Origin of the sequence: Tepidimonas sp. HKU77, from assembly GCF_049728535.1 — a bacterium.
In the GTDB taxonomy this organism is placed as follows: domain Bacteria; phylum Pseudomonadota; class Gammaproteobacteria; order Burkholderiales; family Burkholderiaceae_C; genus Tepidimonas.
Window position 1 is genome coordinate 2220438 of sequence record NZ_CP187300.1, and the last position, 14171, is coordinate 2234608.

The 14171-nt window shown below is 66.8% G+C and carries 15 protein-coding genes; 12 read left to right on the forward strand and 3 right to left on the reverse strand.

Features of this window, described 5'->3' with window-relative positions; genetic code table 11:
- Positions 1 to 14: 14 nt before the first annotated feature.
- The 9 genes from nuoI to ACPP3B_RS10775 are packed head-to-tail and all read left to right on the forward strand — an operon-like array spanning position 15 to position 8006.
- On the forward strand, positions 15 to 527 hold the full coding sequence (nuoI, locus tag ACPP3B_RS10735) for an NADH-quinone oxidoreductase subunit NuoI (RefSeq protein WP_424858971.1): 513 nt from the start codon (positions 15 to 17) through the stop codon (positions 525 to 527).
- 24 nt (positions 528 to 551) lie between these two features.
- A complete protein-coding gene (locus ACPP3B_RS10740; RefSeq protein ID WP_299018811.1) occupies positions 552 to 1196 on the forward strand; it encodes an NADH-quinone oxidoreductase subunit J in 645 nt (214 codons plus the stop codon).
- Entirely contained in the window at positions 1193 to 1513 is a 321-nt protein-coding gene (nuoK, locus tag ACPP3B_RS10745) for an NADH-quinone oxidoreductase subunit NuoK (RefSeq protein WP_299018810.1), read from the forward strand. Before ACPP3B_RS10740 ends, nuoK begins: the two co-directional genes overlap by 4 nt.
- A gap of 31 nt (positions 1514 to 1544) precedes the next feature.
- On the forward strand, positions 1545 to 3572 hold the full coding sequence (nuoL, locus tag ACPP3B_RS10750) for an NADH-quinone oxidoreductase subunit L (RefSeq protein ID WP_299018809.1): 2028 nt from the start codon (positions 1545 to 1547) through the stop codon (positions 3570 to 3572).
- Positions 3573 to 3585: 13 nt separating this feature from the next.
- Positions 3586 to 5061, forward strand: coding sequence for an NADH-quinone oxidoreductase subunit M (locus ACPP3B_RS10755; protein WP_424858972.1), 1476 nt, complete (start codon positions 3586 to 3588; stop codon positions 5059 to 5061).
- Positions 5062 to 5097: 36 nt separating this feature from the next.
- Positions 5098 to 6579: an NADH-quinone oxidoreductase subunit NuoN gene (gene nuoN, locus ACPP3B_RS10760; RefSeq protein ID WP_299018807.1), complete on the forward strand. Its 1482-nt coding sequence runs from the start codon at positions 5098 to 5100 to the stop codon at positions 6577 to 6579.
- Between the two features lie 19 nt (positions 6580 to 6598).
- On the forward strand, positions 6599 to 6898 hold the full coding sequence (locus ACPP3B_RS10765; RefSeq protein WP_424858973.1) for a DUF2818 family protein: 300 nt from the start codon (positions 6599 to 6601) through the stop codon (positions 6896 to 6898).
- A 14-nt stretch (positions 6899 to 6912) separates the two neighbouring features.
- Positions 6913 to 7569, forward strand: a complete 657-nt coding sequence (locus tag ACPP3B_RS10770) for an NUDIX domain-containing protein (RefSeq protein ID WP_424858974.1) — start codon at positions 6913 to 6915, stop codon at positions 7567 to 7569.
- Positions 7566 to 8006, forward strand: coding sequence for a DUF1178 family protein (locus ACPP3B_RS10775; RefSeq protein WP_424858975.1), 441 nt, complete (start codon positions 7566 to 7568; stop codon positions 8004 to 8006). The genes ACPP3B_RS10770 and ACPP3B_RS10775 overlap by 4 nt, the downstream gene beginning before the upstream one ends.
- A 27-nt stretch (positions 8007 to 8033) precedes the next feature.
- Here the strand turns inward: ACPP3B_RS10775 and ACPP3B_RS10780 are convergent, their stop codons facing one another.
- Positions 8034 to 9338: a Glu/Leu/Phe/Val family dehydrogenase gene (locus ACPP3B_RS10780; RefSeq protein ID WP_424858976.1), complete on the reverse strand. Its 1305-nt coding sequence runs from the start codon at positions 9336 to 9338 to the stop codon at positions 8034 to 8036.
- 155 nt (positions 9339 to 9493) lie between these two features.
- Between ACPP3B_RS10780 and ACPP3B_RS10785 the strand changes: the two genes are divergently transcribed.
- Together ACPP3B_RS10785 and ampE are read left to right on the forward strand one after the other, a co-directional pair.
- On the forward strand, positions 9494 to 10219 hold the full coding sequence (locus ACPP3B_RS10785) for a CoA pyrophosphatase (protein ID WP_299022842.1): 726 nt from the start codon (positions 9494 to 9496) through the stop codon (positions 10217 to 10219).
- Positions 10216 to 11139, forward strand: a complete 924-nt coding sequence (gene ampE / locus ACPP3B_RS10790) for a regulatory signaling modulator protein AmpE (protein ID WP_299022846.1) — start codon at positions 10216 to 10218, stop codon at positions 11137 to 11139. The genes ACPP3B_RS10785 and ampE overlap by 4 nt, the downstream gene beginning before the upstream one ends.
- A 37-nt stretch (positions 11140 to 11176) precedes the next feature.
- Here ampE and rsgA read toward each other — a convergent pair whose 3' ends face one another.
- Both rsgA and ACPP3B_RS10800 read right to left on the reverse strand, forming a co-directional pair.
- Positions 11177 to 12127: a ribosome small subunit-dependent GTPase A gene (gene rsgA / locus ACPP3B_RS10795; RefSeq protein WP_299022848.1), complete on the reverse strand. Its 951-nt coding sequence runs from the start codon at positions 12125 to 12127 to the stop codon at positions 11177 to 11179.
- On the reverse strand, positions 12124 to 13410 hold the full coding sequence (locus tag ACPP3B_RS10800) for a M48 family metallopeptidase (RefSeq protein WP_424858977.1): 1287 nt from the start codon (positions 13408 to 13410) through the stop codon (positions 12124 to 12126). Before ACPP3B_RS10800 ends, rsgA begins: the two co-directional genes overlap by 4 nt.
- A 49-nt stretch (positions 13411 to 13459) precedes the next feature.
- Between ACPP3B_RS10800 and orn the strand changes: the two genes are divergently transcribed.
- The gene (orn, locus tag ACPP3B_RS10805; RefSeq protein WP_299022854.1) at positions 13460 to 14062 is read left to right on the forward strand and encodes an oligoribonuclease; all 603 of its coding nucleotides are present in this window, start codon (positions 13460 to 13462) and stop codon (positions 14060 to 14062) included.
- Positions 14063 to 14171 lie beyond the last annotated feature (109 nt).

Below are 14171 nucleotides of genomic sequence, written 5' to 3' on the forward strand. Positions count from 1 at the left end.
AGGAGCGCACATCCATGTCCGCCACCACCGCCGTCGCCCCGTTTTCGCTCAAGGACTTCTTCAAGAGCTTTTTGCTCGTCGAGCTGTTCAAAGGCATGGCCCTGACCGGTCGCTATGCGCTGCGGCGCAAGGTGACGGTGCAGTTCCCAGAGGAAAAAACTCCGCTGTCGCCACGCTTTCGTGGCCTGCACGCGCAGCGTCGCTACCCCAATGGCGAGGAGCGCTGCATCGCCTGCAAGCTGTGTGAAGCGGTGTGCCCTGCGATGGCCATTACCATCGAGTCGGCGCAGCGCGAGGATGGCACCCGCCGCACCACGCGCTACGACATCGACCTGACCAAGTGCATCTTCTGCGGGTTCTGTGAGGAAGCCTGCCCGGTGGACGCGATCGTCGAGACGCACATCTTCGAGTACCACGGCGAAAAGCGCGGGGATCTGTACTTCACCAAGGACATGCTGCTGGCCATTGGCGACCGCTACGAGAAAGAAATCGCTGCCGCCAAGGCGGCCGATGCGAAGTACCGCTGACTCCGGCCATTGCACGAGCACATCATGGATTTCGTCTCAGGGTTTTTCTACGTTTTCTCGGCGGTGCTGCTGTTTGCCGCGTTGCGCGTCATCACCGCGCGCAACCCGGTGCACGCGGTGCTGTACCTGATGCTGGCCTTCTCGCAGGCGGCCGCGCTGTGGTTGCTGCTCAAGGCCGAGTTTCTCGGCATCGCGCTGGTGCTGGTTTACCTGGGCGCGGTCATGGTGCTGTTCCTGTTCGTCGTGATGATGCTCGACATCAACGTCGACGCCATGCGCGCCGGGTTCTGGAGACACCTGCCGCTGGCGCTCCTGCTCGGGGCACTGGTCAGTATCGAGCTGATCGCCGTGCTGTGGGCGGGCTTCCCGACCGCGACCGTCGATGCGGCCGTCGCCACCACGGCCATGCACGCGCCAGACCATAACAACACCCATGCGCTCGGCGTGTTGCTCTATCGCGACTACCTGTATCCGATCCAGGTGGCGGCGGTGATTCTGCTGGTGGCCATGGTGGCGGCGATCGCGTTGACGTTGCGCGGACGCAAGGACACCAAGACCATCGATCCGGGCGTGCAGGTGCGCGTCAAGGCCAGCGACCGCCTGCAGGTGCTGCGTGTGCCTCCCGCCACCGTCGCTGCCGCTGACGCGGCCAAGGAGGAGCAAGCATGAGTACCCTCGGCACCCTCGGGGTGGGACATTTTCTGTCCGTGGGCGCGATCCTGTTCGCGCTGTCGGTGGTGGGGATCTTCCTCAACCGCAAGAACCTGATCGTGCTGTTGATGGCGATCGAGCTGATGCTGCTCGCGGTCAACCTCAATTTCGTGGCGTTTGCTCACTATCTGGGCGACCTGCACGGACAGATCTTCGTCTTTTTCATCCTGACCGTGGCAGCGGCGGAGTCGGCCATCGGCCTGGCGATCCTGGTGCTGCTGTTCCGCAACAAGTCGTCGATTGACGTCGAGACGCTCAACACCCTCAAGGGTTGACGCGCATCCCGGACCCCACGCGACCCACACCATGACGACCCTTTCCTCAAGCATGTTGCTGGCCGTGCCGCTGGCCCCGCTCGTCGGGGCGGCCGCCGCCGGCATTCTGGGCACGAAGTTTGGCGGCAACTGGATCGGCCGGCGCTGGTCCCACAGTTTGACCATTCTGGGGGTGCTGGTTTCCTTCGTCCTGTCGGCGATCACGCTCAAGCGCGTGGCGCTCGACGGCGCCTACTTCGACCAAACGATCTACGAATGGATGGTCATCGGCGGCCTGAAGATGGAGATCGGCTTTTTGGTCGATGGTCTGACGGCGATGATGATGTGCGTCGTGACCTTCGTGTCGCTCATGGTGCACATCTACACCATCGGCTACATGGAGGATGACGCGGGCTACAACCGGTTCTTCGCCTATATCTCGCTATTCACGTTCTCCATGCTCATGCTGGTCATGAGCAACAACCTGCTGCAGCTCTTCTTCGGCTGGGAGGCGGTGGGCCTGGTGTCGTACCTGCTGATCGGCTTTTGGTTCAACAAGCCGACGGCCATCTTCGCCAACATGAAGGCCTTTCTCGTCAACCGGGTGGGCGACTTCGGCTTCATCCTCGGCATCGGCCTGTTGGTGGCCTACACCGGCACGCTCAACTACAACGAGATTTTCGACAAAGCGCCGGCGTTGGCCGCGATCGAGTTCCCGTGGTACGTCTTCGGGCAAGAGGCCATGCTCGTCACCGTGATCGGGATTTGCCTGTTCATCGGCGCCATGGGCAAGAGCGCGCAGTTTCCGCTGCACGTCTGGCTGCCGGACTCGATGGAAGGCCCGACGCCGATTTCGGCCCTGATCCACGCCGCCACCATGGTGACGGCGGGCATCTTCATGGTCGCGCGTATGTCGCCACTGTACGAGCTGTCGGACGCTGCGCTCAACTTCATTCTGGTCATCGGCGCCATCACGGCCTTCTTCATGGGGCTGCTGGGCATCATCCAAAACGACATCAAGCGCGTGGTGGCCTACTCCACGCTGTCACAGCTCGGGTACATGACGGTGGCGCTGGGCGCATCGGCGTACTCGGTGGCGGTGTTCCACCTGATGACGCACGCGTTCTTCAAGGCGCTGCTGTTCCTGGCGGCGGGCTCGGTCATCATTGGTATGCACCACAACCAGGACATCCGCTACATGGGTGGCCTGCGCAAGTACATGCCCATCACGTGGATCACCTTCTTGCTGGGCACGCTGGCGCTGGTGGGCACGCCGTTGTTCTCGGGCTTTTACTCCAAGGACGCGATCATCGAGGTGGCGCGTTTCAGCAACCTTCCGGCCTCGGGTCTGGCCTACGCGGCGGTGCTGGCTGGGGTGTTCGTGACGTCGTTCTACTCGTTCCGGCTGTATTTCCTGGTTTTCCACGGGCCGGAGCGCTACGACCAGAATCCGGACGCTCACCACGGGCACCACGGCGACCATGACGATGGCGACGGCAAGCCGCACGAGTCGCCGTGGGTGGTGACCGCGCCGCTGCTGCTGCTGGCGGTGCCGTCGGTGGTCATCGGCTACCTGACGATCGAGCCGATGCTGTTTGGTGACTTCTTGGCCGCGTCCATCGAGGTGCACGCGGACAAGCACCCGGCGATGGCGAAGTTTGCCGAGACCTTCCACGGGCCGCTGGCCATGGCGCTGCACGCCTTTAGCACCCCGCCGCTGTATCTGGCCGTCGCCGGTGCCGTCACCGCGTGGTATCTGTACCTGGTGCGCCCCGAGTTGCCGGCACGCATCGCCACGGCCCTGCGTCCGCTGGTCGTCGTGCTGGAAAACAAGTACTACATGGACTGGATCAACGAGCACATCATCGCCCGCGCGGCCCGTGCCATCGGCGTGGGGCTGTGGAAGGGCGGCGACCGCGGCGTGATCGAGACCGGCATCGTCAACCTGAGCTGGAAGGTCGTTGGGGCCGTCGCTGGCCTCGTGCGTCGGGTGCAGACCGGCTATCTCTACCACTACGCCTTCGTGATGATTTTGGGCGTCCTGGCTTTCATGACTTACTTCGTCTGGCTCGCCAAATAAGGAGAACGAGAGCATGGGTTTGCTGAGCCTTGCGATTTGGACGCCGATCCTTTTTGGCGTCGTGCTGCTCGCGATGGGCCGTGACGAACACGCCCCCGTGGTGCGCTGGGTGGCCTTGATTGGCGCGCTGTTGGGGTTGGCGGTGACGGTGCCGCTCTACACCGGTTTCGAGGTCGGCTCGGCGGCGATGCAGTTCGTCGAGCGTGCGCCGTGGATCGAACGCTTCAACGTTCACTACCACCTGGGGGTGGATGGGATCTCGCTGTGGCTGATCCTGCTGACGGCGTTCATCACCGTCATCGTCGTGATCGCCGGCTGGGAAGTGATCACCGAGCGCGTCAACCAGTACATGGGCGCGTTCCTGATCCTGTCCGGGCTGATGATCGGTGTGTTCGCGTCGCTCGATGCGATGCTGTTCTACATCTTCTTCGAAGCCACGCTCATCCCGATGTACATCATCATCGGCATCTGGGGTGGCCCGAACAAGATCTACGCGGCGTTCAAGTTCTTCCTCTACACGCTGCTGGGCTCGCTGCTGATGCTGGTGGCCCTGATCTACCTCTACAACGCTTCCGGTGGCAGCTTCGATCTGGCCACGTGGTACCGGCTGCCACTGTCGGCCGAGGTGCAAACGGCGCTGTTCTTCGCCTTCTTGGCGGCGTTCGCGGTCAAGGTGCCGATGTGGCCGGTGCACACCTGGTTGCCGGATGTGCACGTGGAGGCGCCCACGGGCGGGTCGGCGGTGCTGGCGGCGATCATGCTCAAGCTGGGCGCGTACGGTTTTCTGCGCTTTTCGCTGCCCATCACGCCCGATGCCTCGCATCAGTGGGCCGATCTGATGATCGCGCTGTCGCTGGTGGCGGTGATCTACGTGGGGCTGGTGGCCATGGTGCAGCAGGACATGAAAAAGCTGGTCGCGTATTCGTCCGTGGCGCACATGGGCTTCGTGACGCTGGGTTTTTTCCTGTTCAACGACCTGGGCGTCTCGGGCGCCATCGTGCAGATGATCGCGCACGGTTTCGTGTCGGCGGCCATGTTCCTGTGCATCGGCGTGCTGTACGACCGGGTGCACTCGCGTGAGATCCGCGACTACGGCGGCGTGCTCAACACCATGCCGGCGTTCGGGGCGTTCGCGCTGCTGTTCGTCATGGCCAATGCGGGGTTGCCGGGCACCGCGGGCTTCGTCGGCGAATGGATGGTGATCCTGGCGGCGGTCAAGGTCAACTTCTGGGTGGGGTTGCTCGCGGCCACGTCGCTCATCCTGGGTGCGGCGTATTCGCTGTGGATGTTCAAGCGCGTCTACCTCGGTGCGCCGGTGCACGAGCACGTCAAGGCGCTCAAGGACATCAACGCGCGTGAGTTCTTGGTGCTGGCGTTGCTGGCGGTCATGGTGCTGTACTTCGGCATTCACCCGAAACCGTTCACCGACGTCATGGATCCGGCGGTGCAGCAGTTGCTGCAGCACGTCAAGGTCTCCAAACTGGGTTGACGTGTCGGCCTATTTGTTACAGAAAGCGTTCGTCACATGATTGATGCCGTTAGCTGGGCCACGGCCACCCCCGAGCTGTTGCTGCTCGCCATGGCGTGCGTGATCGCCCTTTTCGACCTGTTCGTCGACACCCCGTTGCGCGACTCCACCTATCGCTTGACCCAGTTGACGCTGGCGGTCGTGGCGGGGCTGGAAGCGTACCTGGCGCTCAGCGGCCAGACCCTGGTCGGCTTCGGGGGCATGATCGTGAGCGACCCGATGGGCGCCTGGCTCAAGTGTTTCGCGACCGTGGCGCTCATGGTGACGCTGGTGTACGCGCGTCCCTACGCCGGTGCGCGCGACATGCTGCGCGGCGGCGAGCTGTTTACGCTGTCGCTGTTTGCGCTGCTGGGCATGTTCATCATGATCTCGGGCCACCACTTCCTGGTCATCTACCTGGGGTTGGAGCTGCTGACGTTGTCCAGCTACGCCCTGGTGGCGCTGCGGCGTGACGACGTGCGCGCCACCGAGGCGGCGATGAAGTACTTCGTGCTCGGTGCGCTGGCCAGCGGTTTTCTGCTCTATGGTCTGTCGCTGGTCTACGGCGCCACGGGCAGCCTGGGGGTGACGCAGGTCGCGCACGCCGTTCAGGCCGGGGTGGCGCAGCCGTCGGTGCTGATGTTGGGGGTCGTGTTCGTGGTCGCGGGGCTGGCGTTCAAGCTGGGCGTGGTGCCGTTCCACATGTGGGTGCCGGATATCTATCACGGCGCCCCCACGGCCATCACGCTGTTGATTGGTAGCGCGCCGAAGCTGGCCGCGTTCGCCATCGTCGTGCGGCTGCTGGCCGAGGCGATGCCCGCCGTGGCGGCCGACTGGCAGCAGATGCTGGCGGTGCTGGCGGTGGCGTCGCTGCTGGTGGGCAACCTGGCCGCGGTGGCGCAGCGCAACTTCAAGCGCATGCTGGCGTTTTCCACCATCGCGCAGATGGGCTTCATGCTGCTGGCACTGGTGGGCGGCGTGGTCGGCGGCGACGCATCGGGCATGGGCGACGCCTACGGCGCGGCGATGTTCTACGTCGTCACCTATGTGCTGACGACGCTGGCCACGTTCGGTGTGATGCTGCTGCTGGCGCGCGAAGGCTTCGAGTCGGAGGAGATCGAGGACTTCGCGGGCCTGAACCAACGCAGCCCGCTCTACGCCGGGGTGTTGGCTGCGTGCATGTTCTCGCTCGCCGGTGTGCCACCGCTGGTCGGCTTCTACGCCAAGTTGGCGGTGTTGCAGGCCTTGTTGGCTGCGGGCGGCGGGGTCTACGTCGGGTTGGCGGTGTTTGCGGTGCTCGCGTCGCTGGTCGGGGCGTTCTACTATTTGCGCGTCGTCAAGGTCATGTATTTCGATGCGCCCACGCAAACCGCGCCCATCGCGGCGCCGCTGCCGGTGCGGGCGGTGCTGTCGGTCAATGGTGCTTTGGTGCTGCTGCTGGGGTTGCTGCCTGGCGGTCTGATGACACTGTGTGTCCAGGCCGTGCGCTCGGTCTTGTGAGGCAGGTTAGACTGCAGGCATGAGTCTGGATACTGCCGTTTGGCTGGTCATCGCGCTGGCGCTCGTGGGCGCCAACTTGCCGTTCATCAACGAGCGCTGGCTGGCGCTGCTGCCCGCGCGGGGGGGGGCCAAGCCCTTGTGGGGACGGGTGGCCGAGCTGGTGGTGCTCTATGGGCTGGTCGGGGGCCTGGCGCTGGCGCTGGAGCAGCATCTCGGCCAGATTTACCCTCAGGGTTGGGAGTTTTACGCCATCACGGCGTCCATGTTCCTGACCTTTGCCTTCCCCGGCTTCGTCTACCGTTATCTGGCGCGGCGTTGAGCGTGGCGGCTCCGATGAACGACCCGACCGCACGCGCCGCGCTCGTGCCCGATCGGCATCCTCCTCATCTGGCCGAACGCACGGTCGAGGAGGCGCAGGTATGGCACGGATCCTTCCTGTCGCTGCGGCGGGATGTGGTGGCGCTGCCGGATGGGCGCCGCGCGGTGCGCGAGTACATCCAGCACCCGGGCGCGGTGATGGTGGTGCCCGTACTGGACGATGGGCGCCTGGTGCTCGAGCGCCAGTACCGCTACCCCGTGCGGCGGGCGATGATCGAATTTCCGGCCGGCAAGCTCGACCCGGGCGAATCGGCCTTTGCGTGCGCGGAGCGTGAGTTGCGCGAGGAAACCGGCTACCAGGCGGATGAGTGGGCGCGCGCGGGTGTGTTGCACCCCGCGATCGGGTATGCGGACGAGTTCATCGAGATCTGGTTTGCGCGCCGGCTGCAAGCCGGTGAGCGCGCGCTCGATGACGGAGAGCAGCTCGATGTGCTGGCGGTGCCGCCCGACGAGCTGCTGCAGGCGGTGTGCGCGGGCGAGGTGACCGACGGCAAAACCCTGGCGGCGCTGCTGTGGTGGCAGAACGTCGCCAGTGGCGCCTGGCCCTTGGCGTGGCGTGCGGCGGCGCAGTGGCGTGCCATGGCGCCCGGCGCGCAGGAGGCGGTGCCGTGAAAGTGCTCGACCTCGGGTGCCCCCACGGGCATGTATTCGAGGGTTGGTTTGCCTCGGAGGAGGACTTTCAGTCCCAGCGCGAGCGCGGCCTGATCGAATGCCCGGTCTGTGGCGACCAGGGCATCGAAAAGCGTTTGAGTGCGCCTCGCGTGCAGACCCGGCGCAGCGAGCCGCCACCCGCGGCCCAGCCCGATCCTGAGCACGCGTCGACCGAACGACAAGCACGCTTGCTGCAAGCGCTGCGGGCGTGGGTGCGCGACAGCGAAGACGTGGGCGAACGCTTTGCGGAACGCGCCCGCGCCATGCACCAGGGGCTGGAGCCCGCGCGCAACATCCGCGGGGTGGCCACGCCGGACGAGGCCGTCGCGCTCGTCGAGGAGGGGGTGCCCATCCTGCCGCTGCCCGACGTGCCGTTGCTCAAAGAGCCGCTGCAATGAGCGGCTCTTGGCGCGGCCGCCAGCCGCTCAAGGATAGAGCCCGCGCAGGTCGCGCGCGCGCAGGATGCGCTCGCACGCCACGACAAAGGTGGCGGTGCGCAAGCTGACGCCCTTGTCGTCGGCCACGTGCCAGACGGCGTCCAGCGCCCCCTTCATGATGGCCACCAGGCGCTGGTTGATTTCTTCTTCGCTCCAGAAGAAGCTGGAGAAATCCTGCACCCACTCGAAGTAGCTCACCGTCACGCCGCCGGCGTTGGCCACCACGTCCGGAATCACGAGCACGCCGCGCTCGCGCAGGATGTCGTCTGCCTCGGGCGTGGTCGGGCCGTTCGCGCCCTCGATCACCATGCGCGCCGTGATGCGGTGCGCGTTGGCGCGCGTAATCTGTTGCTCCAGTGCGGCAGGGATCAGAATGTCACACGGCACATCCCAGAAGGCGTCGCGCTCGATCGCTTCGGCCGCCTCGAAACCCGCGACGCTGCCGTGGCGCTTGGCGTGCGCCAGCAGCGCCGGGATGTCCAGGCCGGCCTCGCGGTAGACGCAGCCGGCGTGGTCCTGCACTGCCACCACGCGCGCGCCGGCCTCGGCAAAAAGCTTGGCGGCGATGCCACCCACGTTGCCAAACCCCTGCACCGCCACACGCGCGCCCGCAAGATCGAGTCCGATGCGCCGCGCTGCCTCCGCCCCCACGGTGAAGACGCCGCGGCCGGTGGCCTCGTGGCGCCCCAGGGACCCCCCGAGGCTGATCGGCTTGCCCGTCACGACGCCAGTGGCCGTTTCCCCCACGTTCATCGAGTAGGTGTCCATCATCCAGGCCATCACGCGCTCGTTGGTATTGACGTCGGGCGCCGGGATGTCCTTCGTGGGGCCGATGATGAGGCCGATTTCGCTCGTGTAGCGGCGCGTGACGCGCTCGAGCTCCCCCATCGAGAGCCGGCGTGGATCGACGCGCACACCTCCTTTGGCACCGCCGAACGGCACGTTGACCGCGGCGTTCTTGATCGACATCCACGCGGCCAGCGCCATCACCTCGGACAGCGTCACGTCCTGGTGAAAGCGCACGCCGCCCTTGCCCGGCCCGCGCGAGGTGTTGTGCTGCACGCGGTAGCCCTCGAAGTGCGCCACCGTGCCGTCGTCCATCATGATGGGGACATCGACGACCAGGATGCGCTTGGGGCGTTTGAGCGTCTCCACCCAGCGGGCCAGGTTGCCCAGGTAGGGGGTGACGCGATCGACTTGTTGCAAGAAGATGCCCCAGGGGCCCAAGTGGTTGGGGTCGAGGTACGAGGGCAGGGCGTGGCCAGAGGCGGCCGTGGTTGGGTGCTGTGTCATGTCAGCGGAAAAAAGAGTCGAACATGGGGTGCAGCATAGACGCGGGCACGCTGCTTGTCCAAAGCCGGGTTTCCATTCCATCATGCAAAAGTTGCATAACGCGCGTGCTGGCGATTCCGAACCCCGTGGCGCAGAGCGGTTGCGTTCGCGGCACAATGGGGCGCCCAAGGAGTCCTCTCGTGTCGACCCTGCCCGCGTTCGATCCCCGCCAGGTGCCCGTCGTCGCCCGCGACGCCCATTTGCCCGCGGTGCCGGTGCAGCGGCTCGCCGCCGATGACTTGCGCCGCTGGTTCCGGCAGCCGCCCGACTGGACGCCAGAGATTCGCGCCGAGGCGCGTTGGGTGGATGGCCCCCCGAAGCCAGCGGCGGTGCTCGTGCCGCTCGTCTGGCGCCCGCGACCGACCGTGCTGCTGACGCAGCGCACCGCGCACCTGCCCACCCACGCCGGGCAGGTGGCGTTTCCGGGTGGCAAGCTCGACGCCGACGACGCGGGCGACCCCGTGCGGTGCGCACTGCGCGAGGCGCAGGAGGAAGTGGGCGTCGCGCCCGCGTGGGTCGAGCCCCTGGGCGCGCTGCCCGTGTATGCGACGGGCTCCGGTTTCGACGTCACGCCGGTGGTGGCGCTCGTGCATCCGCAGGGGCCGTGGCGGCCCAACCCGCACGAGGTCGCCGACGCCTTCGAGGTGCCGCTGGACTACCTGATGGATCCGCGCCACCACCGGCACCACGAGTGGGTGTGGGCCGGCGCCACGCGACGCTGGCTGTCGATGCCGTACGCGGATGCCACCGGCGAGCGCTTCATCTGGGGGGCGACGGCGGGGATGTTGCGCAACCTGTATCGCTTTTTGCAGGCCGCCACGGCCGCTATGATGCGCGCATGACGTTTTTTGCCGTGTTGTTCGCGCTCGTGCTCGACCAGGCGCGGCGCCCTGGGCCGACCCCGCCGTGGCAGCCCGCGATCGCCGGTTGGGCGGCTTGGGTGCAGCGCCAGTTGGACGCCGGGCACGCCGTGCACGGCTGGCTGGTGTGGGGCGTGGCCCTCGGGGTGCCGACCGGGCTCGCCGCGCTCATCTACGCTGCATTGGCGCAGGCGCATGGGTTGCTGGCGTTTGCCTGGACCGTGGCGTTGCTGTACGTGACGCTGGGCTTTCGGCAGTTCAGCCACCATTTCACCGCGATTCGCACCGCCCTCGAGTCGGGCGACGAGGCTGCGGCGCGCGCCCTGTTTGCGCAATGGCAGGGGACGACGGCGGTCGACTGGCCGCGCGAGGAGCTGCTGCGCCGCGTCATCGCCCACGCCATCATCGCGTCGCACCGGCATGTGCTGGGGGTGTTCGTGTGGTTCGTGCTGGGGGCCGCACTGGGGCTGGGACCCGCGGGTGCCGTGGCGTACCGGCTGGCGGCCTGGCTGGCACAGGTGTGGACGCAGCCCTCGGCGGCCACGCCCGTGAGTGAGCCCGTGGCGCGGTTGGCCCAGCGGGCCTGGTGCTGGATCGACGCGTTGCCGGCGCGCCTGACGGTGCTGGGTTTTGCCATGGTTGGGCATTTCGAGGATGCGCTGGAGCGCTGGCGCCAGCACCAGCGCCCCTGGCACGAACCCAGCGACGAGCTGCTGCTGTCGGTGGCCGAAGGCGCGCTCCAGGTGCGCCTGTGCCGCAGCGCTGCCCCCGATGAGGGGGGGCTGTCGGTGTTGCCGACGCCGCAGCTGGCGCACCTGTCGAGCGTGGTCGGGCTGCTGTGGCGCAGCGTCGTGCTGTGGCTGATGCTGCTGGGGCTGGCACTGCTGGCGCGAATATTTTGACCCACGCCGCGCACCGGCGACGCCCGCGGTGGGCGGGTCAGTGCGAACGCGCAGCCAGCAACTCCTCGTACAGCTCGACGTACAGCCGCCAGCGCTGTGGCGCGATCGGCCCCTGGGGGGCGACGGCCGCCTGCACCGCGCAACCCGGTTCGCGTCGGTGCGTGCAATTGTGAAACCGGCACTGCCCCAAGAAGGGGGCGAGATCGGGCATCAGCGGCGCCAACGCCTCGGGGGCGATGTGGTGCAGCCCGAAGGCATGAAACCCGGGCGAGTCGATCAAGGCGCCGTCCCGCGCCTCAGACAGCCAATACCAGGTGGTGCGGGTGGTGGTGTGCCGTCCTGTGCCCAGCGCGCGAGAGATCGCTTGCGTCTCGGCCTGGGCGTGGGGGACCAGCCGGTTGACCAGCGTGCTTTTGCCCACGCCAGAGGCGCCCATGACCAACGTCACGTGCTCCTGCAGAACCTCGAGCAGCGCGGCCAGCCCAGTGTCCATCGCCGCGCCATCGGCGGCGTGCAGCTGCAGTGGCAGCACCGTCTCGCCCATCGCGCGGTAGGGGGCCAGTCGTGCCCAGGCCTCGTCGAACGCGGGCTGCACATCGCGCTTGTTGAGGCCGATCAGCGGCTCGATGCCCGCGTGCCGCGCCGCGATCAACGCCCGCGCCAGGTGCCCCTCCGAGAAGACGGGCTCGGCCGCGAGCAGGATCAACACCCGATCGAGGTTGGCGGCCAACATCTTGGTGCGCACGTCGTCCTGGCGAAACAGCACGTTGCGCCGCGGCAGCACCGCCTCGATGACGCCCTCGTCGCCCGAGGCCGACCATTGCACCCGGTCGCCGACCACGGCCTCCAGGCGCTTGCCACGCGGGTGACAGCGGGTACGCTCACCACCCGGCGCTTCGACCAGCAGATGGCGGCCAAAACTGGCGACCACGAGACCGTCGCGCGGCACCGCCGGCGCGTCGCTGGGAGGGCGGGATCGGCGGCTCATGCGGGGCTCGGTTCGGGGCGCAGACGGGCCAGTCGGTCGGCCGCCGGCGGGTGTGTATAAAAGAACCGCACGAACCACGGATCGGGCGTGAGCGTGCTGGCATTGTCGCGGTATAGGGTCAGCAGCGCATCGGCCAGCGCGTCGGCGCTGGCGTGGCGGGCGGCATAGTCGTCGGCTTGAAATTCGTCGCGGCGCGACCCGCGGCTCAACAGCGGCGCGACGAAGATGCCTGGCAGCGGCAGCACCAGGCCAAACAGCAGCAGGGCCAACGCCGCGTTGCTGCCCGTCAGCGTGGGCGTGACCCCCAGGCCGAAATAAAACCACAGTTGCTGCGACAGCCACCCCAGCAAGGCCAGCGCCGCACCGCTGCCCAGGCCGAGCCACAGCAAGCGTTTGAGCACGTGCCGGTGGTGGGCGTGTCCTAGCTCGTGCGCCAGCACCGCCTCCACCGCGTCGGCGCCCAGGCGCTGCAGCAGCGTATCGAACAGCACCACCCGCTTGGCCGGTCCAAAGCCGGTGAAATAGGCGTTGGCGTGCGCGCTGCGGCGGCTGCCGTCCATCACGTAAACCCCTGCGCTGCGAAAACCGCAGCGCTGCAGCAGCGCTTCGACACGCGCCCGCAAGGCGCCGTCGTCCAGGGGCTCGAACCGGTTGAACAGCGGCGCGATCCAGCGCGGGTAGGCCAGCAGCAGGGTCGTGTTGAACGCCATCCAGGCCAGCCACGCCCACAGCCACCACGATGGACCGGCGCTGTCCATCAGCCACAGGATGAGCGCCGCGATCGGCAGCCCCAGCACCGCAGCCACCAGCGCGCCCTTGAGGCCATCCGTCAGCCACAGCCCGAGGGAGGTCTGGTTGAAGCCGTAGCGGGCCTCGAGCCGGAAGGTGCGCCACCACGCGAACGGCAGCTCCAGCAGCGCGCCGATGGCAAAAAACGCCGCCAGCAGCGCCAGTTGCTGCCCCATGCCTTCGCCCAGCCAGCCCAGCAGCCATTGGTTGAGCGCATCCAGCCCGCCCAGCAGCGTCCAGCCCACGACCAGGGCGGCATTCCACGCTGCCTCCAGCAGCGCCAGCCAGGTCTTGTCGATCGTGTAAGCCGCCGCGCGCGCATGCTGCTCGGCGCTGACGTGCGTGGCAAAAGCCGCCGGTACCTGGTGCCGGTGGCGCGCCACGTGGCGGATTTGGCGCGCATACAGCCAGGCGCGCAGCAGCAAGCCCGCCAGCAGCAGGGCGACGAAGATCCACGTCCACAGCAGGTGGGGTGGCAGGGCAGGGGCGTTCATGCCCGCAGTCTAGCCAATAACCAGGGCCCATGTCGGCGACAATAGCGGCATGACGACGCCCAACACCCTGCCCGAAACGCTCGACACCGAAGCGCTGACGTTGCCCAAGAGCGACCTCAACCTGGTCTGGATCGACTGCGAGATGACCGGACTGGACCCCGAACGCGAGCGGCTGCTGGAGGTGGCGGTCGTCATCACGGGCCCCCACCTGCAGCCCCGCATCGAGGGGCCGGTGCTGGTCATCCACCAAAGCGACGCCGTGCTCGACGCCATGGATGCTTGGAACAAAGGCACCCACGGGCGCAGTGGTCTGATCGACAAGGTGCGCGCCAGCACGCTGACCGAGGCCGAGGCCGAGCAGCAGTTGCTCGACTTCATCGCCCGCTACGTGCCCAAAGGCGCCTCGCCCATGTGCGGCAACAGCATTGGGCAAGACCGGCGCTTCTTGGTGCGCTACATGCCGCGGCTGGAGGCGTACTTTCACTACCGCAACCTGGACGTCAGCACCCTCAAAGAATTGGCCAAGCGCTGGCGCCCCGAGGTGTACAACGCCTTCAAGAAGCAGCAGCGCCACACGGCGCTGGCCGACGTGCACGAGTCGATCGATGAACTGGCGCACTATCGCGAGCGCTTTTTGCGTCTGACGGCCTGATCGCACATCCGACCACGTTTCGTGGCATAATACCGACATCCGGCACCCATCGGTGCCGGTTTTTTGTTGCATCTGCTGCTCGCCGGTCCCATGGATGGATTGATTCGTT

Bases quoted from the DNA above. Each gene is read 5' to 3' on its own strand.
- rsgA (WP_299022848.1), bottom strand. From the start codon at position 12,127: ATGAGCCGCCGATCCCGCCCTCCCAGCGACGCGCCGGCGGTGCCGCGC.
- ACPP3B_RS10755 (WP_424858972.1), top strand. From the start codon at position 3,586: ATGGGTTTGCTGAGCCTTGCGATTTGGACGCCGATCCTTTTTGGCGTC.
- orn (WP_299022854.1), top strand. From the start codon at position 13,460: ATGACGACGCCCAACACCCTGCCCGAAACGCTCGACACCGAAGCGCTG.
- ACPP3B_RS10765 (WP_424858973.1), top strand. From the start codon at position 6,599: ATGAGTCTGGATACTGCCGTTTGGCTGGTCATCGCGCTGGCGCTCGTG.
- ampE (WP_299022846.1), top strand. From the start codon at position 10,216: ATGACGTTTTTTGCCGTGTTGTTCGCGCTCGTGCTCGACCAGGCGCGG.
- nuoI (WP_424858971.1), top strand. From the start codon at position 15: ATGTCCGCCACCACCGCCGTCGCCCCGTTTTCGCTCAAGGACTTCTTC.
- ACPP3B_RS10800 (WP_424858977.1), bottom strand. From the start codon at position 13,410: ATGAACGCCCCTGCCCTGCCACCCCACCTGCTGTGGACGTGGATCTTC.
- ACPP3B_RS10780 (WP_424858976.1), bottom strand. From the start codon at position 9,338: ATGACACAGCACCCAACCACGGCCGCCTCTGGCCACGCCCTGCCCTCG.
- ACPP3B_RS10785 (WP_299022842.1), top strand. From the start codon at position 9,494: ATGGGGCGCCCAAGGAGTCCTCTCGTGTCGACCCTGCCCGCGTTCGAT.
- ACPP3B_RS10770 (WP_424858974.1), top strand. From the start codon at position 6,913: ATGAACGACCCGACCGCACGCGCCGCGCTCGTGCCCGATCGGCATCCT.
- nuoL (WP_299018809.1), top strand. From the start codon at position 1,545: ATGACGACCCTTTCCTCAAGCATGTTGCTGGCCGTGCCGCTGGCCCCG.
- ACPP3B_RS10740 (WP_299018811.1), top strand. From the start codon at position 552: ATGGATTTCGTCTCAGGGTTTTTCTACGTTTTCTCGGCGGTGCTGCTG.
- nuoK (WP_299018810.1), top strand. From the start codon at position 1,193: ATGAGTACCCTCGGCACCCTCGGGGTGGGACATTTTCTGTCCGTGGGC.
- nuoN (WP_299018807.1), top strand. From the start codon at position 5,098: ATGATTGATGCCGTTAGCTGGGCCACGGCCACCCCCGAGCTGTTGCTG.